Source organism: Serratia sp. BW106 (genome assembly GCF_002607755.1).
Taxonomy (GTDB): Bacteria; Pseudomonadota; Gammaproteobacteria; order Enterobacterales; family Enterobacteriaceae; genus Serratia; species Serratia proteamaculans.
In genome coordinates this window covers 169,285-192,739 of record NZ_MCGS01000021.1, presented here as the reverse complement: position 1 = coordinate 192,739, position 23,455 = coordinate 169,285, and the positions used below count along the sequence as shown (strand labels likewise).

Annotated in this window: 23 protein-coding genes; 12 read left to right on the top strand and 11 right to left on the bottom strand. The window is 54.3% G+C overall.

The window, feature by feature from the left end:
* Positions 1-3: 3 nt before the first annotated feature.
* Both BEI65_RS15505 and BEI65_RS15500 read right to left on the bottom strand, forming a co-directional pair.
* Positions 4-948, bottom strand: a complete 945-nt coding sequence (locus BEI65_RS15505; protein WP_099064100.1) for an isoaspartyl peptidase/L-asparaginase family protein — start codon at positions 946-948, stop codon at positions 4-6.
* 354 nt (positions 949-1,302) lie between these two features.
* The gene (locus BEI65_RS15500) at positions 1,303-1,839 is read right to left on the bottom strand and encodes a DUF924 family protein (RefSeq protein ID WP_099064099.1); all 537 of its coding nucleotides are present in this window, start codon (positions 1,837-1,839) and stop codon (positions 1,303-1,305) included.
* Between the two features lie 93 nt (positions 1,840-1,932).
* Here BEI65_RS15500 and moeA point away from each other — a divergent pair, with 93 nt between their 5' ends.
* On the top strand, positions 1,933-3,171 hold the full coding sequence (gene moeA, locus BEI65_RS15495; RefSeq protein ID WP_099064098.1) for a molybdopterin molybdotransferase MoeA: 1,239 nt from the start codon (positions 1,933-1,935) through the stop codon (positions 3,169-3,171).
* 2 nt (positions 3,172-3,173) lie between these two features.
* On the top strand, positions 3,174-3,929 hold the full coding sequence (gene moeB / locus BEI65_RS15490) for a molybdopterin-synthase adenylyltransferase MoeB (RefSeq protein WP_099064097.1): 756 nt from the start codon (positions 3,174-3,176) through the stop codon (positions 3,927-3,929).
* A gap of 86 nt (positions 3,930-4,015) precedes the next feature.
* On the opposite strand, the gene BEI65_RS15485 is transcribed toward moeB, so the two are convergent.
* The 3 genes from BEI65_RS15485 to cynR all read right to left on the bottom strand — a co-directional run bounded on the left by BEI65_RS15485 (position 4,016) and on the right by cynR (position 7,143).
* Positions 4,016-5,608 carry an ABC-F family ATPase gene (locus BEI65_RS15485; RefSeq protein WP_099064096.1) on the bottom strand — a complete coding sequence of 531 codons (1,593 nt, stop codon included), beginning with the start codon at positions 5,606-5,608 and terminating at the stop codon, positions 4,016-4,018.
* 191 nt (positions 5,609-5,799) lie between these two features.
* Positions 5,800-6,216, bottom strand: a complete 417-nt coding sequence (gene mchS3, locus BEI65_RS15480; protein ID WP_099064095.1) for an MchS3 family protein — start codon at positions 6,214-6,216, stop codon at positions 5,800-5,802.
* Positions 6,217-6,240: 24 nt separating this feature from the next.
* The gene (gene cynR, locus BEI65_RS15475; RefSeq protein ID WP_099064094.1) at positions 6,241-7,143 is read right to left on the bottom strand and encodes a transcriptional regulator CynR; all 903 of its coding nucleotides are present in this window, start codon (positions 7,141-7,143) and stop codon (positions 6,241-6,243) included.
* A gap of 114 nt (positions 7,144-7,257) precedes the next feature.
* Between cynR and BEI65_RS15470 the strand changes: the two genes are divergently transcribed.
* Both BEI65_RS15470 and cynS read left to right on the top strand, forming a co-directional pair.
* Positions 7,258-7,911, top strand: a complete 654-nt coding sequence (locus BEI65_RS15470) for a carbonic anhydrase (protein WP_099064093.1) — start codon at positions 7,258-7,260, stop codon at positions 7,909-7,911.
* 22 nt (positions 7,912-7,933) lie between these two features.
* Positions 7,934-8,404, top strand: a complete 471-nt coding sequence (gene cynS / locus BEI65_RS15465) for a cyanase (RefSeq protein ID WP_099064092.1) — start codon at positions 7,934-7,936, stop codon at positions 8,402-8,404.
* A 59-nt stretch (positions 8,405-8,463) separates the two neighbouring features.
* On the opposite strand, the gene BEI65_RS15460 is transcribed toward cynS, so the two are convergent.
* The 3 genes from BEI65_RS15460 to BEI65_RS15450 all read right to left on the bottom strand — a co-directional run bounded on the left by BEI65_RS15460 (position 8,464) and on the right by BEI65_RS15450 (position 10,538).
* Positions 8,464-8,955, bottom strand: coding sequence for an ATP-binding protein (locus tag BEI65_RS15460; RefSeq protein ID WP_099064091.1), 492 nt, complete (start codon positions 8,953-8,955; stop codon positions 8,464-8,466).
* A 174-nt stretch (positions 8,956-9,129) separates the two neighbouring features.
* On the bottom strand, positions 9,130-9,477 hold the full coding sequence (locus BEI65_RS15455; protein WP_085115906.1) for an antibiotic biosynthesis monooxygenase: 348 nt from the start codon (positions 9,475-9,477) through the stop codon (positions 9,130-9,132).
* Positions 9,474-10,538 (bottom strand): cytochrome P450, encoded by a 1,065-nt coding sequence (locus tag BEI65_RS15450; RefSeq protein WP_099064090.1) that lies wholly within the window; start codon positions 10,536-10,538, stop codon positions 9,474-9,476. The genes BEI65_RS15455 and BEI65_RS15450 overlap by 4 nt, the downstream gene beginning before the upstream one ends.
* 81 nt (positions 10,539-10,619) lie before the next feature.
* Here BEI65_RS15450 and BEI65_RS15445 point away from each other — a divergent pair, with 81 nt between their 5' ends.
* The 4 genes from BEI65_RS15445 (at position 10,620) to BEI65_RS15430 (ending at position 14,155) form a co-directional block, all read left to right on the top strand.
* Positions 10,620-11,303, top strand: coding sequence for a helix-turn-helix transcriptional regulator (locus BEI65_RS15445; RefSeq protein WP_099064089.1), 684 nt, complete (start codon positions 10,620-10,622; stop codon positions 11,301-11,303).
* Between the two features lie 63 nt (positions 11,304-11,366).
* Positions 11,367-12,074 (top strand): glutathione S-transferase N-terminal domain-containing protein, encoded by a 708-nt coding sequence (locus BEI65_RS15440; protein ID WP_099064088.1) that lies wholly within the window; start codon positions 11,367-11,369, stop codon positions 12,072-12,074.
* Positions 12,075-12,214: 140 nt separating this feature from the next.
* On the top strand, positions 12,215-13,642 hold the full coding sequence (gene phoA / locus BEI65_RS15435; RefSeq protein WP_099064087.1) for an alkaline phosphatase: 1,428 nt from the start codon (positions 12,215-12,217) through the stop codon (positions 13,640-13,642).
* Positions 13,643-13,771: 129 nt separating this feature from the next.
* On the top strand, positions 13,772-14,155 hold the full coding sequence (locus tag BEI65_RS15430) for a hypothetical protein (RefSeq protein WP_099064086.1): 384 nt from the start codon (positions 13,772-13,774) through the stop codon (positions 14,153-14,155).
* A gap of 19 nt (positions 14,156-14,174) precedes the next feature.
* On the opposite strand, the gene BEI65_RS15425 is transcribed toward BEI65_RS15430, so the two are convergent.
* Positions 14,175-14,801, bottom strand: coding sequence for a TetR/AcrR family transcriptional regulator (locus tag BEI65_RS15425; protein ID WP_232519103.1), 627 nt, complete (start codon positions 14,799-14,801; stop codon positions 14,175-14,177).
* A gap of 93 nt (positions 14,802-14,894) precedes the next feature.
* Between BEI65_RS15425 and BEI65_RS15420 the strand changes: the two genes are divergently transcribed.
* The 4 genes from BEI65_RS15420 to BEI65_RS15405 all read left to right on the top strand — a co-directional run bounded on the left by BEI65_RS15420 (position 14,895) and on the right by BEI65_RS15405 (position 19,793).
* Positions 14,895-15,734: an NAD(P)H-binding protein gene (locus tag BEI65_RS15420; RefSeq protein ID WP_099064085.1), complete on the top strand. Its 840-nt coding sequence runs from the start codon at positions 14,895-14,897 to the stop codon at positions 15,732-15,734.
* A 433-nt stretch (positions 15,735-16,167) separates the two neighbouring features.
* The gene (gene mqo / locus BEI65_RS15415) at positions 16,168-17,745 is read left to right on the top strand and encodes a malate dehydrogenase (quinone) (protein WP_099064084.1); all 1,578 of its coding nucleotides are present in this window, start codon (positions 16,168-16,170) and stop codon (positions 17,743-17,745) included.
* A gap of 202 nt (positions 17,746-17,947) precedes the next feature.
* Entirely contained in the window at positions 17,948-18,403 is a 456-nt protein-coding gene (locus tag BEI65_RS15410; RefSeq protein ID WP_099064083.1) for a helix-turn-helix domain-containing protein, read from the top strand.
* 134 nt (positions 18,404-18,537) lie between these two features.
* A protein-coding gene (locus BEI65_RS15405; RefSeq protein ID WP_099064188.1) for an IS3 family transposase occupies positions 18,538-19,793 on the top strand; the annotation gives its coding sequence in 2 pieces (ribosomal slippage) (positions 18,538-18,889 and positions 18,889-19,793; 1,257 coding nt in all).
* A 12-nt stretch (positions 19,794-19,805) separates the two neighbouring features.
* Here BEI65_RS15405 and BEI65_RS15400 read toward each other — a convergent pair.
* Together BEI65_RS15400 and BEI65_RS15395 are read right to left on the bottom strand one after the other, a co-directional pair.
* Positions 19,806-20,879, bottom strand: a complete 1,074-nt coding sequence (locus BEI65_RS15400) for a fimbrial protein (protein ID WP_099064082.1) — start codon at positions 20,877-20,879, stop codon at positions 19,806-19,808.
* Between the two features lie 8 nt (positions 20,880-20,887).
* Positions 20,888-23,452, bottom strand: coding sequence for a fimbria/pilus outer membrane usher protein (locus BEI65_RS15395; protein ID WP_232519101.1), 2,565 nt, complete (start codon positions 23,450-23,452; stop codon positions 20,888-20,890).
* Positions 23,453-23,455 lie beyond the last annotated feature (3 nt).

Below are 23,455 nucleotides of genomic sequence, written 5' to 3'. Positions count from 1 at the left end.
CGGTTAGCGATAAATCCCTACGGACGGCGCATCGCCGACATAACCAAACCCGCGGTACATCCCTTCACTGTTAAAAGGCAGCGCCACGTTACCCTGGCTGTCGATGGCGATCATCCCGCCGCTACCGCCCATCGCCAGCAGTTTTTCCATCACTACCCGGTCGCTGGCCTGCTGCAGGCTGAGACCGGCGTATTCCATCAACGCGGAAACGTCATAGGCCGCCACGCCGCGCATGAATATTTCACCGGTGCCGGTGCTGGAGACCGCCACCGTGGCATTATTGGCGTAACAGCCGGCGCCGATTATCGGCGTATCGCCGACCCGACCGGCCTGTTTGTTGGTCATGCCACCGGTCGAGGTCGCCGCCGCCAAATTGCCCAGGGCGTCCAACGCCACCGCACCCACGGTGCCAAACTTACTGTCGGGGTCGATCGGCTCAGCACCGTCGTGATCGAGCAACACTCGTCCCAGCTCCGCCTGAGCGCGGTGCAGTTGGTCAAAACGTGATTGGGTAAAGAAGAAGTCAGGGGCGACCATTTCCAGGCCGTGGGCAGTGGCAAACTTTTCGGCACCCTCGCCGGCGAACAGCACATGCTGGCTGTTTTCCAACACCGCACGCGCAGCCAGTATCGGATTGCGTATCCGGCTGACACCCGCAACGGCACCGGCATCACAGGTGCGTCCGTCCATCACGCAGGCATCCAGTTCATGGGTACCCTGATGAGTGAACACCGAGCCTTTACCGGCATTGAATAACGGGCACTCTTCCAGCAACCGCACCGCTTCAGTCACCGCATCCAATGCGCTGCCACCCTGGGCGAGGATCTGCTGACCTGCGGCGACAATGCCGGATAACGCCTGAATATACTCTTGTTCTTTTTCAGCACTCAGCGCCGTACGGGTAATTGCACCCGCACCGCCGTGAATGGCAATCACTGGTTTGCTCATTTGCCTGACACCCTGTGTTAAACCTGCCAACCCCACACCGTTCCCGGGCTGATAATTAATTATTTTTTCTTTTCCCGACTATATTTAGCCCGACATTCTATGTAAAGCATTAAGTCACTACTCAGCATTTAGCGTAGTTCGCTTAGATTATTTCGCACATTGAAATAGCTTAATGGAATAAAAACAGTCAGTTAGAATAGAGCGAAAACACCGTAAATAACGGTTGGGATTTTTGGTAAAAGCACTGGGCAGATAGACAACTATTATCCGGAGAAATAACCGATATCTCTGTATATTAAGCTGTCACAGGTTCAACCTGCTGTTTTTCAGCAGGCTGAACGCAGATGATAATATTTAGAACCCGGAGCCCGGCAGCAACAGAAATGCTTCTTCTTCCGGGGTTGAGACGCGGCCTAATATCGCATTACGGTGCGGGTAACGGCCAAAACGGTCAATAATGGCTTTATGTCGCAATTCAAACTCCAGCTGATCGCCATTATCCAGTTCGGTATACAACGCCAGCGCCTGCTGATGGATCAGCGCCGACTCCGAGTGCATAAACGGCAGATAGAGAAAACCCCGCTGTTCCCGGCTGAGCTGTTCACACTGCCCGCTGCGCACCGCTTCCTGCGCCAACACCAGCGCCATACAGTCGCTGGCAAATGAACCGGGCGTGCCACGGAACAGATTGCGGCTGAACTGATCGAGCACGATCACCTCCGCCAATCGCCCCTCAATGGTTTCTCGCCAGTGCGCCAGTTCACCGGCAGCGGCGGCCTGCCAAATCTGGCCAAAGCGGGTATGCAGCAGGCGATCAAATTCATCATCCTTTTTGAACCACATTGCCGGTTCGATCTCGTCGAACCAGAAGTCTAATACCTGTCTGTGCATCACGGTCTCCTGTTGTTTACTTCAGCATAGCATCCTTCATAATACCCCCACTTTGCCGAAAATTTCGCGCACCCTGATTACGGAGTTCTCTCAATGGATCATTGCCATACTTCCGATCTCATTTCCCTGGAGCAGGCGCTGGAGAAGATGCTCAGCCAGCTCTCTCCCCTGCAGCAGACCGAATCCATTGCCCTGACCGCCGCCGCCGGCCGTATTACAGCCGCAGCGGTGATTTCCCCTATTGATGTCCCTCCGTTTGCCAATTCGGCGATGGACGGTTACGCCGTGCGCCTCGCCGACTTGCAGGCCAATGCCCCGCTGCCCGTGGCGGGCAAAGCCTTTGCCGGTGCGCCATTCAACGGTGACTGGCCAGCCAACACCTGCGTGCGCATCATGACCGGCGCCCCTATCCCTGTTGGCGCCGAAGCGGTGATCATGCAGGAGCAGGCCGAGGTGAGTGATGCCGGAGTACGCTTCACGGCCGAAGTGCAAGCCGGGCAAAATATCCGTCTGGCGGGGGAAGATATTCGCCTGGGTGCCGGGGTGTTACCCGCTGGCGTCAGGTTGGGCGCGGCACAGTTGCCGTTGCTGGCCTCGCTCGGCGTCGCCGAAGTCCAGGTGATGCGCAAACTGAAAGTCGCGGTGTTCTCCACCGGTGACGAGTTACAACCGGTCGGTCAACCGCTGCAGGCAGGTCAAATCTACGATACCAACCGCTTTGCGGTGCGCCTGATGCTGGAGCAACTGGGCTGCGAGGTGATCGATCTGGGCATTATCCGCGACAATCAAGAAGCGCTGCGCGCCGCTTTCGAGCAGGCGGACAGTCAAGCCGACGTGGTGATCAGCAGCGGTGGCGTTTCGGTCGGTGAAGCCGACTACACCAAGCAGATGCTCGATGAGCTGGGCGAAGTCAGCTTCTGGAAGCTGGCGATCAAACCGGGTAAGCCCTTTGCCTTCGGCAAGCTGAAACACGCCTGGTTCTGCGGCCTGCCGGGCAACCCGGTTTCCGCCGCCCTGACCTTCTACCAACTGGTGCAACCGCTGTTGGCAAAGCTGGCCGGTTACAGCGACTGGCAGTTGCCACCGCGTCTGCAAGCGCGCGCATTAACTCCCTTGAAGAAAGCACCGGGCCGTCTCGATTTCCAGCGCGGCGTATTTACCAGCAACGCCCAGGGTGAGTTGGAAGTGAGCAGCACCGGTCATCAGGGCTCGCACGTCTTCAGCTCGTTCAGCCAGGGCAACTGCTTTATCGTGCTGGAGCGCGACCGTGGCTCAGTGGCGACGGGCGAAATGGTGGACATTGAGCCCTTCAACGCCCTGCTGAGGAGCTGAACATGCTGCCGGAATTAACCGATGCCGAAGCGCTGCGCTACAACCGCCAGATTATCCTGCGCGGCTTCGACTTCGACGGCCAGGAAAAGCTGAAGGCCGCACGGGTACTGATTGTCGGCCTCGGTGGATTGGGTTGCGCCGCCGCGCCCTATTTGGCTGCGGCGGGCGTCGGTCACCTGACGCTGGTTGATTTCGACACCGTTTCGCTTTCCAACCTGCAACGCCAGATCCTGCACCGCGACGCACGCGTTGGCATGGCGAAAGTGGAATCGGCGCGTATCGAACTGAGCGCCATCAATCCGCATATCCACATTGACGCCGTTGACGGGCAGTTGGACGACTCTCAGATGGCGGCACAGATTGCCGCCTGCGATCTGGTGCTGGACTGTACCGACAACGTAGCAACGCGCGACCTGCTGAATCGCCTGTGCCATGCGCAACGCAAACCGCTGGTGTCCGGCGCGGCGATCCGTATGGAGGGGCAGCTGAGCGTTTTCACCTACCAGCCTGATGAACCTTGCTACCGTTGTCTGAGCCGGTTATTCGGCGATAACGCCCTGACCTGCGTCGAAGCCGGTGTAATGGCCCCGCTGGTGGGCACCATCGGCACCTTGCAAGCCATGGAGGCCATCAAACTGCTGACGCAATACGGCCAGCCGCTCACCGGCAAACTGCTGATGTTTGATGCCATGACGATGCAATTTCGTGAAATGAAGCTGCCGAAAAATCCGCAGTGCGAGGTGTGTGGCGGGGAATAACATACATAAAAAAGGCGGGAGTGCTCCCGCCTTCGATTATCACTGGTTATTTTTGCGGGCGCGTATAACGCGCCCCTACCAGAGAGTTAGACGATACCCTGGCTACGCAGATAGTCTTCGTAGTTACCGGTAAAGTCGATCACCTTGGTCGGTGTCATTTCCAGTACGCGGGTCGCCAGCGAGCTAACGAACTCACGGTCGTGGGAAACGAAGATCAGGGTGCCTTCATACATTTCCAACGCCATGTTCAGCGACTCGATGGATTCCATATCCAGGTGGTTGGTTGGTTCATCCATAATCAGGATGTTAGGACGCTGCATCATCAGCTTGCCGAATAACATGCGGCCCTTCTCACCCCCTGACAACACCTTCACTTTCTTCTTGATGTCGTCCTGGCTGAACAGCAAACGACCCAGCACGCTGCGAACTGCCTGCTCGTCGTCTTTTTCCTGCTTCCACTGGCTCATCCAATCGAATACCGTCAGGGTGTCATCGAATTCGTATTCGTGATCCTGAGCGTAGTAACCGATCTTGGCGTTTTCAGACCATTTCACGCTGCCGCTGTCCGGTTGAGCATCGCCAACCAGCGCTTTCAGCAGGGTCGACTTACCAACACCGTTCGGGCCCAGCACCGCGACTTTCTCGCCCACTTCAACCATCAGGTTGAGTTTGCTGAACAACGGGCCGTTGTCGAAGCCTTTGGTCAGTGCTTCCACTTCCAGCGCGTTACGGAACAGTTTTTTGTCCTGGTCGAAACGGATGAACGGGTTCTGACGGCTTGAAGCCTTCACTTCTTCCAGCTGGATCTTGTCGATCTGGCGGGCACGTGAAGTCGCCTGTTTGGATTTGGAGGCGTTGGCGCTGAAGCGGCTAACGAACGACTGCAGTTCGTTAATCTGTGCCTTTTTCTTGGCGTTATCCGCCATCAGACGTTCACGCGACTGGGTTGCCGCCGTCATGTATTCGTCATAGTTGCCCGGATACACGCGCAGTTCGCCGTAGTCCAAATCCGCCATGTGTGTACACACCATGTTCAGGAAGTGACGGTCGTGCGAAATGATAACCATGGTGCTGTTACGCTCGTTCAGCACCTGCTCCAGCCAGCGAATGGTATCGATGTCCAGGTTGTTGGTTGGTTCGTCGAGCAACAGGATTTCTGGATCGGAGAACAGCGCCTGCGCCAGCAACACGCGCAGTTTGAAGCCCGGTGCGATTTCGCTCATCGGGCCATAATGCTGTTCAACCGGGATGCCTACGCCGAGCAGCAGTTCGCCGGCACGTGCTTCGGCGGTGTAACCGTCCATCTCGCCGTAAGCGACTTCCAGATCGGCTACTTTATAGCCGTCTTCTTCGCTCATTTCGGCCATAGCGTAAATACGGTCACGCTCTTCCTTCACTGCCCACAGCTCATGGTGGCCCATGATGACGGTGTCCAGCACGCTGTATTGCTCAAAAGCGAACTGATCCTGACGCAGTTTACCCAGACGCTCGTTCGGATCGAGGAACACGTTGCCGCCGCTCGATGCCAGGTCGCCGCCCAGGATTTTCATAAAGGTGGATTTGCCGCAGCCGTTAGCCCCGATCAAACCATAGCGGTTACCGCCACCAAATTTAACAGAGATGTTTTCAAACAGCGGCTTACTGCCAAACTGCATAGTAATGTTGTTAGTGCTTAACACAGCGCTCGCTCTTCATATCATTAGGAATGTGATTTGGCGCGCATTATGCCATAACGGGGATAAGAGATCGCGGGAAGTTTCGGTGACAATTTGAGCAATGATGCGCTGGCAGGGGAAGCCAGGCAATACGCGGTGCCATGAGGCCGGATGCAGTAAATCTCATCCGGCGGGTTAAAGGGAGGTTAATACACTCACCAGCACCCATGTTTTAAGATACTGAAATAGATATCTTTAAACTTTTCTTTCCTTAAAACATCCCCTTTCAATACCGAAACTTCTTTATCCCACTCTTGGGTAAACCTGGGTTCGCCATCGTTGTTATTTAGCTTTTTTAAACCACAGGCAGCATAAAGTTTAGCTTCTGGCGTTGCCTGCGGGTTATTGGCAATACGCAAGAAAACGGCTCCCGCATCCTGGTAGGTTAGGATTTTTATTAACTCGGTTTCGCCAACGCTGCCAATGCCAACAAACCCATTCATTCCCAAAGAGAAATTGTTAACCCTGGATAAAACATTCTCTGTCTCTTCACTGCTTTGTTCAGCGGCATAAGCGTTGAGGGAACAGAAAGAAACAACAAGCAAAGTCACAACGCGAAAAATCATTTTCATAAAAGTCTCCTTATTCAACCGGTTTTATACCGGTTTGGAATGTGCCGACATCAAATCCTGCTGATGTAAAACCGCCACAAACGCCTGCGATGCCGCGCTACGGTAAGCGCTCTTACGTTGCAGTAATACCGCCCGACGCGCCGGCAGAGCGGCGACAAGTTCCACCGAACGCAACTGCGGATCCGCGAGGGCAATTGCCGCCGGTAGAATGGTGGCAAGCTGACCACGGCGCACAATCTCGAGGATAGCACCAATCGCATTGGCCTCCACCACGACCCGTGGCCGGATCCCCTGCTGCCGGCAATAGTCGTCGATAAACTGACGGGTAGCAAAATCTTCGCTCAGCAAAGCCAGGGGTTGCCCTTCAAGCTCCTCCGCCGTCAAAGGGTGTTGCCGTTGGGCCAAAAGATGGTCGGCGCCAACCACCATATTCAACGATTCACTAAACAGGTCTGTAGCCTCAATGTCTACCGACTGCGCCTGACCGAAAGCGATACCCAGATCCAACCGATCCTCCGCCAACAGCGCCTCAATCCTGTCCTGTGTCATCTCGTGAATACTCAAGGTTACCCCCGGATAACGCCGATAAAAGGCATCGATAACCGGGCCCACCAGATAGGCGGTAAAGGTCGGCGTCATCGCCAACCGCAGGTTGCCACGCTCCAGCGTTGCCACGTCATGGATTGCCCGCGCACCGGCATCCAGATCCTGCAGCGCCAGTTGGGCATAGCGCATCCAGGCAACACCGGCGTCGGTCAGCCGCACCGTTCGGCCGCTGCGATCAAACAGCGGTGTGCCCAGCGTTTCCTCCAGCTGTTTGATTTGCTGCGACAGCGTTGGTTGCGAGACGTGCAGCGCTTCGGCAGCACGGGTGAAGTTGCCCTGTTCGGCAACGGCCAGAAAATAACGGATATGTCGCAGCAGCATAACGCCTCTATTATTGGTAATTCCTATGGCTACCATTATAAATGGGTCTTAGACCCTATAGCCAGAGCGGCGCATGATGCATCCATCGCTTAACAGCAACCAGATGGAGGCAATATGAAAGAAGTTATCGAAGGTTTTCTGAAGTTCCAGCGCGAGGCGTTTGTCGAGCGTACGGCCTTGTTCCAGCGGCTGGCTACCCAGCAGAACCCTCGAACCCTGTTTATCTCCTGTTCCGACAGCCGCCTGGTCCCGGAACTGATTACCCAGCGTGAACCGGGCGATCTGTTTGTGATCCGCAATGCCGGCAATATCGTGCCTTCGTTCGGCCCGGAACCCGGTGGCGTATCCGCGTCGGTGGAATATGCCGTCGCCGCGCTCGGGGTTGAAGATATCGTGATTTGTGGGCATTCCGACTGCGGCGCGATGACCGCTATCGCCACCTGTCAGTGCCTGGAACATATGCCCACCGTGGCTAACTGGCTGCGCTATGCCGATTCAGCCAAGGCGGTCAATCAGGCTTATCAGCATGCCACCGAGGCCGGGCGGGTCAGTTCGATGGTGCGCGAGAACGTCATCGCACAGTTAACCAATATCAAAACGCACCCTTCCGTAGCAGTGGCGCTTGAACAAGGGCGATTGAAACTACACGGTTGGGTTTATGACATCGCCAGCGGCGGCATTGAAGCGCTGGATGGCGAAACCCGTCGTTTTATTCCGCTGGCCACGAATCCTGAAGTTACGGCAACCCCTGCCGTAGCCCGTTTTTAATTTCATTCCTTAAGGAAACAATATGACCCAGTCACTGCACTACTCATCCCCACGCGAAACCCTGACCGACACCATTATGATGGCCAAGATCCGCAAAAACCTGACCTTCGAAGCGATTAATCAGGGCACCGGGCTAAGCCTGGCGTTCGTCACCGCCGCCCTGCTGGGCCAGCATCCGCTGCCGGAGCAAGCCGCCCGTGTGGTGGCAGCAAAACTGGATCTGGACGAAGACGCCATTCGCCTGCTGCAAACCATTCCGCTACGCGGCAGCATTCCCGGCGGCGTACCGACCGACCCGACCATTTATCGCTTCTACGAAATGGTGCAAATCTACGGTTCCACGCTGAAAGCCCTGGTGCATGAGCAGTTTGGCGACGGCATCATCAGCGCCATTAACTTCAAACTGGATATCAAAAAAGTGCCGGATCCGGACGGTGGCGAACGCGCGGTGATCACCCTCGACGGTAAATACCTGCCAACCAAGCCTTTCTAATCGACAAATGACAAATAATGAGGCAGCGCCCGAATCAGGGCCTGCCTTATTCCGGATACTCAGGCATACCGGACAATGGTCAAACGCTCCTCTTCAGTAGGGACGACAAAGTACTGGGTGAGCAGATCGAAAGCCTCCTCGCTTAGCGTAAAGGGATGGTCGCCTTGCTCATTTCTGAGTTTTATCCGGCTTTTACATAATGCATCACTGACGTCGATAAAATGCAGGCAGTGACCAACGCCAGCCAACTCGGCTAATTGTCGTGCCCACAGCCGCCGGTCCGGCGTATTCATCGGAAAATCCAGCACCACAGACAGGCCATGACCCAGCAGTTGCACAACATGCTCACTCAACGCCTCGCGTAGCCGGGCTGAGTAGTGAACATAATCCTGCAAAGTCGCCATCTGTTGTCCATACAGCGTTTTCAGCCAGCTATCTTCAACCAGCAACAGCGTTTGAGGTTGCTGCGCAAGGCTGTGCGCTAACGTCGATTTGCCTGAACCGGCTTTACCGCACATCAAATGCAACACGGTAGGGAGATGATTTTCCATGGGTTCCTCCAGGGGATGTTGCCAACAGGAGGGAGTGCTAAACCCGCCTGACTGGCGGGTTTTCGCTTAAAACAGACGCGCTATCCCACCACTCTATGAATGGTGATAATAATCTGCACGAATGAAAAACGATTTCTGTTCATCAGATATCAATAAGATAAACCCCAAGAGTTGTCAATCGACGTGATAACCACGGCTGTCCTGCGGTGCCTGTTCCCGCTGATCCAGCCCGTAGTCGCGTACCACTTCCGCCACACGCAGGCGATACTGCGCCAGCACGCCATGACGGCCACGCGTCTGCGCAGCACGGTGCTTTTCGATATTGCGCCATTGCTGCACCGCCGCTTCATCACGCCAAAAAGAAAGCGACAGCAACCGCTGCGGATCGGCCAGGCTTTGGAAGCGCTCAATGGAAATAAACCCGTCAATCTCCGCCAGCAACGGCTTCAGCTCAGCCGCCAAATCAAGATAGGTTTCGCGCTGGCCGTCGGCGGCCTGCAGTTCAAAAATAACGGCGATCATAATAAGCTCCTGTCAGCGGTAAATTCAGGCACGCGCGCGTTTTGCGAAGCCCGCCAGCGCACATTGTTCAGCAGTTGCAGATCAATACCCAAGGCGGATAAATGCTCGATACCACAACGCGCGATCATTTTCGCCCAGTCCGCGCCCGGACAGCGATGCGCCCCCTCACCGAAAGCAAAACTTTCATCCCCCGTGCACAACAACACCAGGACGCTCTGCCCAGCCAACACCGGGTAGCCGGCAACCTGCGTATCCCGCAAAGCAAAGCGGCGGGTGTTCTGAATCGAGGGGGTGTCGGACAAGACTGTTTCAATCAGTTCCAGCGCGCTTCCCTGGTGGTTGCGCATCAATAACAACGCCTGCCCGATCAGGCCGGCAGTCCCTTCACAAGCCTGAAACATCAAGCCAATGGCATTGGCCATTGCCACCTGACAGTCAAGACCTTGTATCGCACATGAATGCTGCAAACTCAGCCATAACGGGCCACGACAATCTTCCAGGCGTGCCGTTAAACGCTCCACGGCCAGGATCCCCCGCTCTACCTGTTGCTCACTCCCCCCCGGAGCAATGCAGCGGGAAAAAGCCAGAATGTCATCAACTAACTCCGACCACTCATCCACTGGGACACCCAGCAGTGCCGCGATAACGCACACTGGCAGGGCATAGTTAAAGCGGGTGATCTGGTGTGGATCCGGTGAGGAAGGCATTAACTCTCGCGCCACGCTTAATGCGGTTTGCCGGACCCGGTTTGGGTTAAAGGCAGTTAACGTCTGCAGAATGGCCTCTTTGAGCCTGAGCTGTTGTTCCCCCTCCAACATTCGTACCAGAGCACCGAAAATGGGCTGTGCTGGCGTGTTCAATAAGGCCGCGGGGACAGGTTCAGTTGCAGGACGTACCCCAAAGTCAATATTGTGCAAAACCTCCCGCACCACCACAGGAGAAACGGCTACCCAACTCTGCAAGTCCGCTTGAAATGCCATCGGCACCATCGGCATATAGTCAGCAAGCGGATCATCAGAAGTCACGGCAGCAAGCGCACGGGAATAGGGACAAACTGTCATAGTGTTCTCCGTTGAACCGAACCAGTGTGAAAACCCATCCTAGCGCTAGCCTAGCAGCCATACTTCGTCTAATCTCGAAGTATGAATAACATCGATATTGAAGATCGTCTGGCGGCACTGACCGCCGCCATTGCCGACCGCAGCCGGGCGCGCATGCTGTGCCTGCTGATGGATGGCCGTGCCTATACCGCGACCGAACTGAGCGCGGCGGTGGACGTCGCAGCCTCTACCGCCAGCGGGCACCTGGCACGCCTGCAGGAACAACGGCTGATTGTCTGCGTCAAACAGGGCCGCTATCGCTATTTCCGCCTGACCGGGCCGGCGGTGGCCGCCGCGCTGGAAACATTGATGGCGCTGGCCGGCGTTGAAAGGCCGGTAGTAAAAAGCACTACCCCAACCTCATTGCAATTCGCCCGCACCTGTTATGACCATATGGCCGGAGAAGTCGCGGTAAAATTGCATGACCGGTTGCATCAAGTAGCCTGGCTGGAGGGGGATGAAGACTACCGGTTAACGGACGCTGGCCGCACTGCCTTAACCCGGCTGGGCATCGACTGTTCGGCGGCGCTTTCACGGCGGCGCTTCGCCTGTGGCTGTCTGGACTGGAGCGAACGCAAGGCTCACCTTGGCGGCGCTCTGGGAGCCGCGGTGCTCAACGTCTTTATCGATCGCGGCTGGATCCGCCGTCAGCTTGAAACTCGTGAACTGCAGCTCACTGCCACCGGTAAAAAAGCGCTGACAGCACATTTTGGTCTCACGCTTTAACCCTGCGTCACGTTAGTTTTGCTGCAATACTCAATAGGCAAACCGTCAACCCGAGGATTCTTCATGCTCAGCCAAACCCAATTCCCGATCGTCAAACGCTGGCCCGCACAGCACCCGGAAAGGCTACAGCTTTACTCTCTGCCTACGCCCAACGGCGTAAAAGTATCCATTATGCTGGAAGAAATTGGCCTGGCTTATGAACCGCACCTGATCGATATCGGCAAGAACGAAACCTGGACGCCGGAGTTTCTGTCGCTGAACCCGAACGGCAAGATCCCATCGATCATCGATCCTAATGGCCCCGGCGGTAAACCACTGGCGCTGTTTGAATCCGGCGCTATCTTGCTGTATCTGGCGGAGAAAAGCGGTAAGTTCCTGCCGCCGGATCCCGCTCTACGTTATGAAACCATCCAGTGGGTGTTTTTCCAGATGGCGGCGGTTGGCCCAATGTTTGGCCAGCTCGGCTTCTTCCACCGATTCGCCGGTCGCGAATATGAGGACAAACGTCCGCTGGAACGCTATAAGAATGAATCCAAACGCCTGCTCGGCGTGCTGGAAACCCGGCTTGAAGGCCGTGACTGGATCATGGGTCAGGATTACACCATTGCCGATATTTCACTGCTGGGTTGGGTCCGTAATCTGATCGGCTTCTACGAAGCGCGTGAGCTGGTAGAGTTCGATAGCTTCCCACTGGTGGGGCAATGGCTGGAGCGCGGTCTGGCGCGCCCGGCGGTACAACGCGGCCTGAATATTCCCGCCCGCAGCGAATAATGGATCCCCTGGGATAGCCGCCCGGCTATCCTTTTTCACCATCGGCAGCGTCATAAAACTGTCACACCCCTGCACTACTCTCCTTCGTAACAAATTGATGCCAATTATAATTTTGCATTTCGAAAAGGAGCTTTCCCCCTATGCAACAGTCCCTTTCCCTGATCGCCGGCGCCGTTTTATCCGCGTTATTGTGTTCCACCGCCTTCGCCGATGAAACACCGGTCAATACCGCAGGCCTTTACGAACGTGCAGCACGTGGCAACATCGTTGAACCCGGTGGCGCACGACGTCTGAGTGGCGATCAGACCGCCGCGTTGCAAGCTTCGCTGTCGGACAAAACTGTCAAAAACGTGATTTTGCTGATCGGCGACGGCATGGGCGATTCTGAAATCACCTCGGCGCGCAACTACGCCGAAGGCGCGGGCGGCTATTTTAAAGGTATCGATGCCCTGCCGCTGACCGGCCAATACACCCATTACTCACTGGATAAAAAAACCCACAAACCGAATTACGTGACTGACTCTGCCGCCTCGGCGACCGCATGGTCAAGCGGCGTAAAAACCTATAACGGTGCGCTGGGTGTGGACGTCAACGGTAAAGACCAACCGACGCTGCTGGAAATCGCCAAGGCGGCAGGCAAAGCCACCGGTAATGTCTCTACCGCCGAGCTACAGGACGCCACGCCAGCGGCGCAGATTTCCCACGTCACCTCACGTAAATGTTACGGCCCGGAAGAAACCAGTGAAAAATGCGCCACCAACGCGCTGGAAAACGGCGGCCGTGGCTCCATCAGCGAGCAGTTGCTCAAGGCGCGCGCCGACGTCACCTTGGGCGGCGGGGCAAAATCCTTTAATCAGTTAGCAAAAAGTGGCGAATGGCAGGGAAAATCGCTGAAAGACCAGGCAACGGCTCTCGGTTATCAATGGGTCGAAAACCTCGATGCACTGAACGCCGTCAGCGTGGCAAACCAGCAAAAACCGCTGCTCGGGCTGTTTGCCGCCGGTAATATGCCGGTGCGTTGGCAGGGGCCGAAAGCCACTTATCACGGCAATATCGACCAACCGGCGGTAACCTGCGAAAACAACCCGGCACGCACGGCCGATATCCCGACGCTGGCGGTAATGACCGAAAAAGCCATCGACCTGTTGAAAACCAACCAAAACGGCTTCTTCCTGCAGATTGAGGGCGCGTCGATCGACAAACAGGATCATGCGGCCAACCCGTGCGGCCAGTTTGGTGAAACTGTTGACCTGGATGAAGCGGTACAGAAAGCGTTGGCATTCGCCCGCGCCGAGGGTAACACCCTGGTGATTGTTACCGCAGACCACGCCCACTCGAGCCAGATTATCGCCACCGATGCCAAGGCCCCTGGCCTGACACAAACGCTGACCACCAAAGATGGCGCACCGATGACCATCAGCTACGGCAATTCGGAAGAGGATTCACAGGGGCATACCGGCACTCAACTGCGGGTTGCCGCCTACGGCCCACGTGCTGCCAACGTGGTTGGGCTAACCGATCAGACGGATCTGTTCTATACCATGCGTGATGCAATGGCGATTAAGTAAGTTAACAGCCTAATATCCAAACGCCATTCATTGCCGGCACTCAGGGCAATGAATGGCGTTTTTACCCTTTATAAACAGCGGGTAACTGCTATATTGAAGGACTACTTTCGCTTTCGAGAAGGACTCCTCATGGCGTTACTCCGTTTGATTATTCTTTCCGGCTCGCTGTTGGTTGCGACCTCTACCCTGGCCGCCTCCCCGGTGCAGATGCGCTTTGATTCTGCCTGTGATTTCAGCAAGCTAAACATCATTCTCGAAGACCCGGTTAATCCCGACAACGTACAGTTGGACGTCGAACTGCAACCGCAGGCGGCACAACGGCTGGCAGCAACCACGACCGGCAACAACATCGGCAAAACATTAGTGACTGTGATCAACGGCATCCCAGTGAACAGCGCTACGCTACGCAGTGAACTGAAGGTGACCGCGCTTAGCATCATGACCGATGGCCCAACGGCGCAAAAACTATTCCCCAGCCTGTTGAATAAACCCTGTGGAGCCAAGCAAAAATAAAGAGTGAACCAGGCTACCTCTAGCCATCCACCAGCATCCTGGCCGCCATTTGCTTATAACTCGCCACCAATTCCCGGCCTTCATCTGGGCCGGTACTGACCGCCAGCCGCATGGTCGCTTCCCCCAAATGCATCAGCAAGAAAGCCGCATTCTCCACCACCGCCGGATCTGACTGCGGCCGTAACCGACGTATTGCCGCCGCCAGTAACGCGCCGTTTAACCGGCTTTCCGCCACCTCTTCCTCGCGCAGCGTTTTGTTGGCCTGCGTCGCCGCCCAGATATCCCGCATGACCGGCTCAGCCATAAACAAGGCGTAATATTCGTCGATCAGGCAGTTAAATGCCTCGATCAACTGCGGTAACGTCTGCACCTGAATTAAGCCTTGCTCGATGCATTCACGCGCTTCCTGGTTATAACCTTGCGCCAGCACCCGTACGATGGCGGTTTTATCCGGAAAGTACTGGTACAGCGCCCCAATAGAAATACCCGCATTTTGCGCCACTTCACTCATCCGCATCGCGTCACTGCCCTGCTGGGCTATCAGCGCCGTTGCGCAATCCAGGATCAGCTTCACCTTCTCGCGGCTTCGTGTCTGGCTGGGTTTACGCCGCAGGGCGGGCGTTTTTTTTTGCTTATCAATCATCATGTCTCGTCCTTTGAACAAAAACCGCCTTGACAATAATACGAGGGTTTATCATATTTACAAAACATGAGTAATACTCACATTTGGAGCGGCATCATGAACAACAACGAACAGGGTTCACCCATTCTGGTTTTAGGCGCTACCGGAAAAACCGGCAACCGTGTGGCAGCACGTTTGCAACAGCTTGGCATAGCGGTGCGGGCCGGACATCGTGGTGCCGCCATCCCCTTCGACTGGCAAGACAGCAACACCTGGCAACCGGCCTTACAGGATGTGCAAAAACTTTATCTCAGCTTTCAACCCGACCTGGCAGTACCGGGTGCCACCGAAATCGTTGAACGTTTTTGCCGGCAAGCGGTAAATGGCGGCGTACAAAAGATAGTCCTGCTCAGCGGGCGCGGTGAGGACGAGGCCCGTCAGGCGGAAGAAGTGGTTGAACTCAGTGGTGCAGACTGGACGATATTGCGCGCCAGTTGGTTTATGCAAAACTTCAGCGAGAGTTTTATTCTTGATGAATTGCTAAACGGCGCAGTCTATTTGCCACCGGGCGAGATCCCCGAGCCTTTTATTGATGCGAATGATATTGCCGATGTTGCGGTTGCCGCCCTCACCCAACCCGGCCACAGCAATACGCATTATGAATTGACCGGCCCGCGCCTGATGACCTTTGAACAGGCTATTGGCGAGATTGCCGCCGCCGCTGGGCGTGAGATCCACTATCAGCAGGTGCCGGTGGCAGATTACGTCGGATACCTGCGCGAGGCACAACTGCCGGCGGAAATGGTCACGCTGCTGGAATATCTATTCAGCACCGTGTTGGACGGACGCAACGCCTCACTGACCGAGGACGTTCAACGCAGTCTCGGGCGTGCCCCGCGAGATTTCAGCACTTACATCGCCGACACCCTCCCCAGCGGAGTTTGGCAAGCGCGTTAACCGGCTAATGGCTGCCCTGCCCGGCGGCCATTTTCTTTTTGTTACCGGCTGTCATTTGCAATTGTTCCATAAATATTGTGTGATAGCAGAATATCGTTTAAATCAGCGGCAATTAAACCCTGTTAATAAAGCGGTTATATTTGAATATAAATAAAAATGAATTATTCCTGCCTTTAATCCGCTTTTTTTAATTACAAAAGTAGTTTTTAACAATATTGCAAACAATAATATCCCCTCAGTAACCAGAGTTGAACAATCTGTCCCCAGGCAGCCTGTAATAATCCACTTTTCGTTAAAAAAATGGTTAACAAAAAGACATTATCACTGCTATTCGGCTTTGCCGGGCGGGTTAGTTTCACCTATTCCCAGGGTAGCTCCCAATAAATTCTTTCACCTGCAATGAGTAGAATTTACACACAAGAGATTTGAATTAATGAGAAAATTACTCGTCCTGATTTTCTGTCTGAACCTGTTTGGCGTCACGCAACAGGCCGCAGCAGAAGAGAATAAGACCGTTGATGTGGTTCTGATCGGGGGTGGCATCATGAGCGCCACGCTGGGGACTTATCTGCACGAGCTGGAGCCAAACTGGTCCATCGACATGTATGAACGCATGAATGGCGTAGCGGAAGAAAGTTCCAACGGCTGGAATAACGCCGGTACCGGTCACTCAGCCTTCGCCGAAATGAACTACACCCCAGAAAAAGAAGACGGCAGCATCGATATCAGTAAAGCCGTGGTGGTGAACGAGTCTTTTGAAATCTCTCGTCAATTCTGGTCTTATCAGGTTAAAAATAACGTCCTGAAAGATCCAAAATCCTTTATTAATAGCGTACCGCACATGAGCTTTGTCTGGGGTGACGATAACGTCAACTTCCTGCGCAAACGCTATGCGGCACTGCAGCACAGCACCCTGTTCCGTGGTATGGAGTACTCTGAAGACGCCAACCAGATTAAACAGTGGGCACCGCTGGTGATGGACGGTCGCGATCCAACGCAAAAAATTGCCGCCACCCGCATGCCGCTGGGCACCGACGTGAACTTTGGCGTGATCACCCACCAACTGGTGGATACCCTGACCAAAAATCCAAACTTCAAGCTGAACCTGAGCCATGAAGTACGCGATATCAAACGTAACGCCGACAACACCTGGCGCGTGACCGTGGCCGATCTGAACCGTGACGGCAAAGAAACCAGCGTTAATGCCAAGTTCGTGTTTATCGGCGCGGGCGGTGCCTCTCTGACACTGCTGCAGAAATCCGGCATTCCTGAAGCCGAGGGCTATGGCGCCTTCCCGGTCGGCGGTCAGTTCCTGGTCACCACCAACCCGGAAATCGCTAACCAGCACCTGGCCAAGGTTTATGGCCTGGCCAGCGTAGGTTCACCGCCGATGTCGGTTCCGCACCTGGATACCCGTATGCTGGATGGCAAACGTGTCTTGCTGTTCGGGCCGTTCGCCACCTTCTCCGGCAAGTTCCTGAAAAACGGCTCACTGTTCGATCTGCTGCATTCCCTGAGCACCTCTAACCTGATGCCAATGACACACGTCGGGCTGGATAACTTCGACCTGGTGAAATACCTGGTGGGTCAGTTGATGATGAACGACGACGACCGTTTCGCCGCGCTGAAAGAGTATTTCCCTGAAGCCAAACAGGCAGACTGGAAGCTGTGGACCGCTGGCCAACGCGTGCAGATCATCAAGAAAGACGATGACAAAGGCGGCGTGCTGCAGTTCGGTACCGAAGTGGTCAGCGCCAAAGATGGCAGCATTTCCGCCCTGCTGGGCGCATCACCGGGCGCATCTACTGCCGCGCCGATTATGCTGCACCTGATGGAAACCGTGTTCAAAGATAAAGTGGCGACGCCGGAATGGCAGAGCAAACTGAAAGAGATCATTCCGTCCTACGGCCACAAGCTGAATGGCGATATTGAAATGACCAACAAGATCCGTGGCTATACCAGCAGCGTGTTGCAGTTGAACTATATCGAAGTGAAGCCGGAAACCAACTGATAGCCCTTTTCCCACTCGCTTCAAGGCCGCCTCGTGCGGCCTTTTTCATTTCTTAGAGGCGGTAACAGCACTTTTAGCCACCTTTAGCACCCTAGTTAACACTTGCGTAACCCGGTGCTCCGGCCTATTATCAAAGAACTAACTTGGATAATTACTCTTACCTACACTGACCTGAATGTCGTACTGCGGGAGAACTTAAACAATGGATCGCGTCAATATCATTCACGATTTGCTGGACTGGATTGAAAATCATCTGGATCAACCGTTGCTGTTAGACAACGTAGCGGCAAAGTCAGGCTACTCCAAATGGCATCTGCAAAGGATGTTCCGCAGTACCACCGGTCATGCGCTGGGTAGTTATATCCGCGAGCGTCGCCTGTCGCAGGCGGCACAGGCGTTGCGTTCGAGCCCACGCCCTATTCTCGATATCGCTCTGCAGTTCCACTTTGATTCCCAGCCATCATTTTCACGCGCGTTTAAAAAACAGTTCGGTAAAACGCCGGCGGTGTATCGCCGCACCACGCGCTGGGATGTGGCAGAAATGCGCCCGCAGGCGATCGAGCCATTGAAAGGGCATCGCCACGAGTCACCGGGCGTGCATCTGTGGTATGCGGGCAAATGTCTGGACGGCAAATGTGGTAATTGGATGGGACAATAGCGCCCCTCTCAGAATAGCAAAATGCCGCCCCTTTTAAGCACCGTGCTGGTGTTTTAAAAGGGGCGGCATTCTTTATTGCGGTGACCCGTCCTGAATAGCGTTGACACGTTTTCGCCTTAAATCCGGAGAACGTGATAATGGCTGAGTTTAAACGTACACAACGTGACTATCCTTTGTCTTTTAAAATTGCTGTTGTTGAGCAGGTTGAAAAAGGCGAAATGACCTACAAACAGGCTCAACTGCGCTATGGTATTCAGGGACGTTCGACCGTTCTGACCTTGTTGCGAAAGCATGGCCACCTTAACTGGGCTCCGGGTCTTCCCCATCTCGCCAACCGGGAGCTGCCCATGAATCAACCTACCCTCCCTTTAACACCTGAACAGAGGATTAAGGAACTTGAAGAACAGCTTGAGCTGGTCACCCAGAAAGCTGAGTTCCTGGATGCCGTCGTTAACGTGCTGAAAAATGACTATGGGATCAGCGTCATAAAAAAGCGGCCAGGCAAGTCCTCACGCAAAAACAGACCCAAAAAATAACCATTACCCGGGTTTGCCTGTTCCTGGGGCACAGCCGACAGGCCTGGTATCAACACAATACACGGCTCAGTAAGCTGCGGAGTCGTGACGTCCGGATCGTCGATTTTGTTAAAACAATAAGAGTTCGTCAGGCGCGTATCGGAACCCGTAAGTTGCATTATCTGCTGAATAAACAATCAGATGATGGATTACATATCGGACGTGACCGGTTGTTCTCCCTGCTAAAGGAACGCAGACTATTGGTTCCTGTCAGACGGGCATACCATAAAACAACGGACAGTCATCACCGTTTTCGGCGACATCCCAATTTATTAAAGGCGGGGCCGGAACAGGTGGTGGTAAGGCGGCCAGAACAGGTCTGGGTGGCGGATATTACTTATCTGCCAACCCGGAGTGGCATGGTCTACCTGAGCCTGATAACGGATGCCTGCTCAAGGAAAATTATGGGTCATCATGTGCACAGTGATCTGCGTACTGATAATGTCGTGCAGGCTCTAAAACAGGCCTTAAAGCTGAGAAAAACGACCCAGCCGCTAATCCATCACTCAGACCGTGGAATACAATATTGTTCAGCAAGTTACCAGGCAGTCCATGAAAGATACGGGCTAATCTGCTCAATGACAGATGGCTATGACTGTTATCAGAACGCACTGGCGGAAAGGGTGAACGGAATACTGAAGACGGAGTTTTTGCTGTCACGCCCGGCAGATCTGGAACAGGCAAGAAAGATGGTGAAAGAATCGATAGATATTTACAACAGAGAGCGCCCTCACCAGTCGCTGAAATACAAAACGCCCGATGCAGTGCATCAGGCGTTTTACAGGCATCAAAGTGTCAACCTATGCCAGGACTAGTCACGGTAATGCTTATTTGAACGTGACGTCTACGTTAGCCGTGGCGTTAAACACCCCAGGCGTTGGATTGTTTGTCAGCCATTTCAGGTTAGCGATGAAGGTTTCCGACACTTCGTTCTGCTTGTCCTGCAATACCCCGCCAAAGTCTACGTTGGTCTGCAGAGGGATCGGCTTTTTGCTGGTGTCGCGTTGCTGGGTCAGGAAGATCGCTACACCCGGCTTGGTGGTTGGTAGAATCTGCGTGTTATCCGACGGATCGGCATTGGTGCTGCTAAAACTGGCCTGCAGCGACTGCCCCGCACATTCACCGCCGCTCAACGTGGCTTTGATTGCAAACGGAACCTGTTTAGCAACGGTGCCGTTTTTGGCACTGGAGGTACTCAGCACACCAAAATCGACGCTGGCACCATTATTCGCTAACACGCTGATCTGCGGGTTACACTGGATCACGCGGATCTTGTCCAGCCCTTTAATATAGGCGTTAAAGTTACTGTCTTTGGTCGCATTCAGCCCCAACTCACCGTCAATCTGGAACAATGAAGCCCGTGCCAATGGCGCAAAATTGCCCGCAGGGGGTTTAACGCCAGTGGCTTTGATATATACCGAATAACTGGCAGTTACCGCCTGAGGGTCAGCTTTCCTTCTGTTGCTACCCGGCTTGGTACCCGGACCCAGATCAGGGCCGGTTGGCCGGTTGGAACTTTGCTTCTTGTTAATCGCGTCATAGTCCTGCCCGTTGATCGATACCCCGATCTCTAGGGATGGATCCAATCCACCGAAGGAGTTCCGCGGGTTCCAGTAAATATAAGCGTGTTCGCCCTTTGGGTAACCATCGGTATCCCAGCAGGTAAAGGTCGAGGTAAAGTTCTGCGAACGCCAGATTAGATTGCCTTTAACGAAATCACTCGCGGCCAAAACAATCGCTCGTCCAACGTCAATATCCTGTGTGACGCTACCGGTTGGGTTGCTGGAACCGGTCGAGTTACCGAACCGGCACTGCATTGCGGCTGCCTGCTGCGCCATCGCCAACCCTGCCAATGCCACCAGTGACAGAAGTGTATTTCGTCCGAATTTGCTTAAGTTCATGGTGCACCTTACAGTTTTTGGCATTGCAGAGTCAGTTCCTGATATCCCATACCAGTTTGTTGATTACCCACGCTGGCCGGGATCGGCAGTACACACTGCTGATCGGCTTTCGGGCCCCATTTAATGGTCAGTTTTTCACCTGGCTTCACACCAGAAACATAGGTATCGCCATTCAGACCCACGGTCCCGCTGTTGCGGCCATCTTCATTGAACACGCCGGCACCGATGGCGGGATAGTTGTTATCCCCGAGTTGAGCATGAATCAACAGACTGACCCCTTTGAAAGTGTCAAAGGTCACCTTGACCACCGACTTCTCGGTTGGCACCACTTGTTTACTGGCAATAGGCACATCCAGGCCTGGGCCGAAATCTTCAGTGCGTAACGCAACATAGTTGAAGCGGTATGGGTTTGCCGATGGCACTACGGCATAACCGAAACGGTCAATCGTCACGCCCGGTTGGTTTTCCAGACGTACGCCTTTGGCGTCCTTGGCTTCAACCAACAAAATGGTGTTCTGCAGCGGTTGCGTTAAGGTTGCTCCGCCGGAATGCACCAGCAGACCACCCGACAAACCTACCCCAGCTTGACGATAATTAGAGCTATACGCGTAACTGCCATCAATGTTACCCACACTGCTGCTGTAACCGAGGTTCAGGTTACTGCTCTGACCGGAAGATTGCGTGTGGCCGGTAGAGACCGAGTAGTTCATACGACGGTCGTCCAGCATGGTGCCGCTGATGCCGGTGGAATAGCTGTCGCCACTTTGCTTACTGTGCGCCGCGCTGAAGTTGGCCGTGGTTGAATTATTGTTCTGACCCCAATCCAGTGGCATAGAAACGGTAAAGTTTACGCTGCGATCGGAATAGCCGTACTGTCCGCGAGTATCCTGGACATAGACGCCGTAAGAAATGCGTTTATAACCGTCGTTATAACCTAACTGAACGGTGCGATCGTTACCCGATACGCCCCAATAGTTCTGATGGCTAACGTTGGCATAAAGGCTGGCACCCGCCCACAGCTGCTGGCTGAGGGACAGTTCAACACGCTCGCGTTTGTTGCCGTAACGGGCGGTATAGCGAGTACGCTTCTGGTTGTTACTCCAGGAAGGTTGGCCAGGTTTCAGATCGTTAGGATCCCAATAGTCATTGGCGTAGACCCCATTGCGCCAGCGGTTACGCTCTTCGACTGCATCGCCCAAATCGTAATAGCCGGAGGTCGCATAGCGGTAACCCGCCAACTGGAAATTGGTACCCATCTGGTTCAAAGATTTGGAATACAGGAAGCGGAAGCTCTGACCCTGCTTGCGATCGCCGTTAGCCAGTTCGGTATCTGAAATAGACCCATCTACCGACACTGCCCCCCAGGAACCCAGGCTTTTACCTATACCCAGCGCGGCAGAGCGATAATGCTCAGCCATAACGACCCCGCCAAAAGGCGTCAGGCCATAGTTTAAGCCACGTGCCAACGTACCCTGAATCAAATTAGGCTGATAACCGCCGTTACCGTTATGGTATTTACCGGCAGTCAGCTGGAAGTTCCAAATGCCTTCACGCAGCATATTAGCCACGGAGGAATAAGCCACGCTGAAACTTTTATGTGAACCGTCGGCTTCGTTAACTGTGACGTTCAGGTCACCGTTATTGGTATGTGGATAAACATCATGGATCTCAAAAGGCCCCGGAGCCACGTTAGTACTGTAGATAACATAGCCGTTCTGGCGGATCTCTACTCGGGCGTTGGTCGCAGCAATACCGCGAACAACCGGCGCATACCCGCGCAGGCTGTCTGGCAACATATCGTCCACGCTGGACAATTGAACACCGCGGAACTGGAAACTGTTGAACACGTTATTATTGGTACTGGCCTGCCCCATGATCAGACGGCTGCGCCATGGCGCAATATCCGTTTCTGCCCAGGAAGAGATGTTGGTCCAGTTGGAGCTGCTGCCACTCTGTTTATCCAGGGTGGAGTTGTTACGAAGGCGCCATCTTCCGAGATTAACGCCACTGTTCAACGACAGGAAGGTGTATTCGCTGTCATCGGCATCATCACGGCTATAACTGTTCTTGTTATAATTGAAAGTATAGTTGGCGAACAGAGCATTAATGCCTTCGTCATACATGCTGGCCGGGATTGCGCCTCTGGCGCTGAGTTCCATCATGGTCTGCGGCACGGAGATATTGATCTGCTGCACCCCCGCATCATAGCTGACGGTGGCGTCTTTGATCACCGCCGGTAAATCAACACAGCTACCCGCTGGCAGCGTTTGCGGCAGTTTGATGCCGTAGTTCAGCAGATCTTCAACTTTAAGACAGGGCTGAGAAGCAGCCTGTCCCTTGGCCTGACGAAAAGTAATATCTTTATGATCAACCTGGTTCAGGTTGACATAAATATCAAATGGGTAGACGCCCGGCTGCAAAGCATCACCCTGAGCAACAGCTTCAGCATTGCTCAGGTTTTCATTGCCGTGAACAAACGACATATTAAAGTCTGCCAGCGCCGCCTCACTCCATAACATCGGCGCACCGGCGGCAATAATTGCGATCCGGATGAACTTTGTCAGCCGCGTCATTCC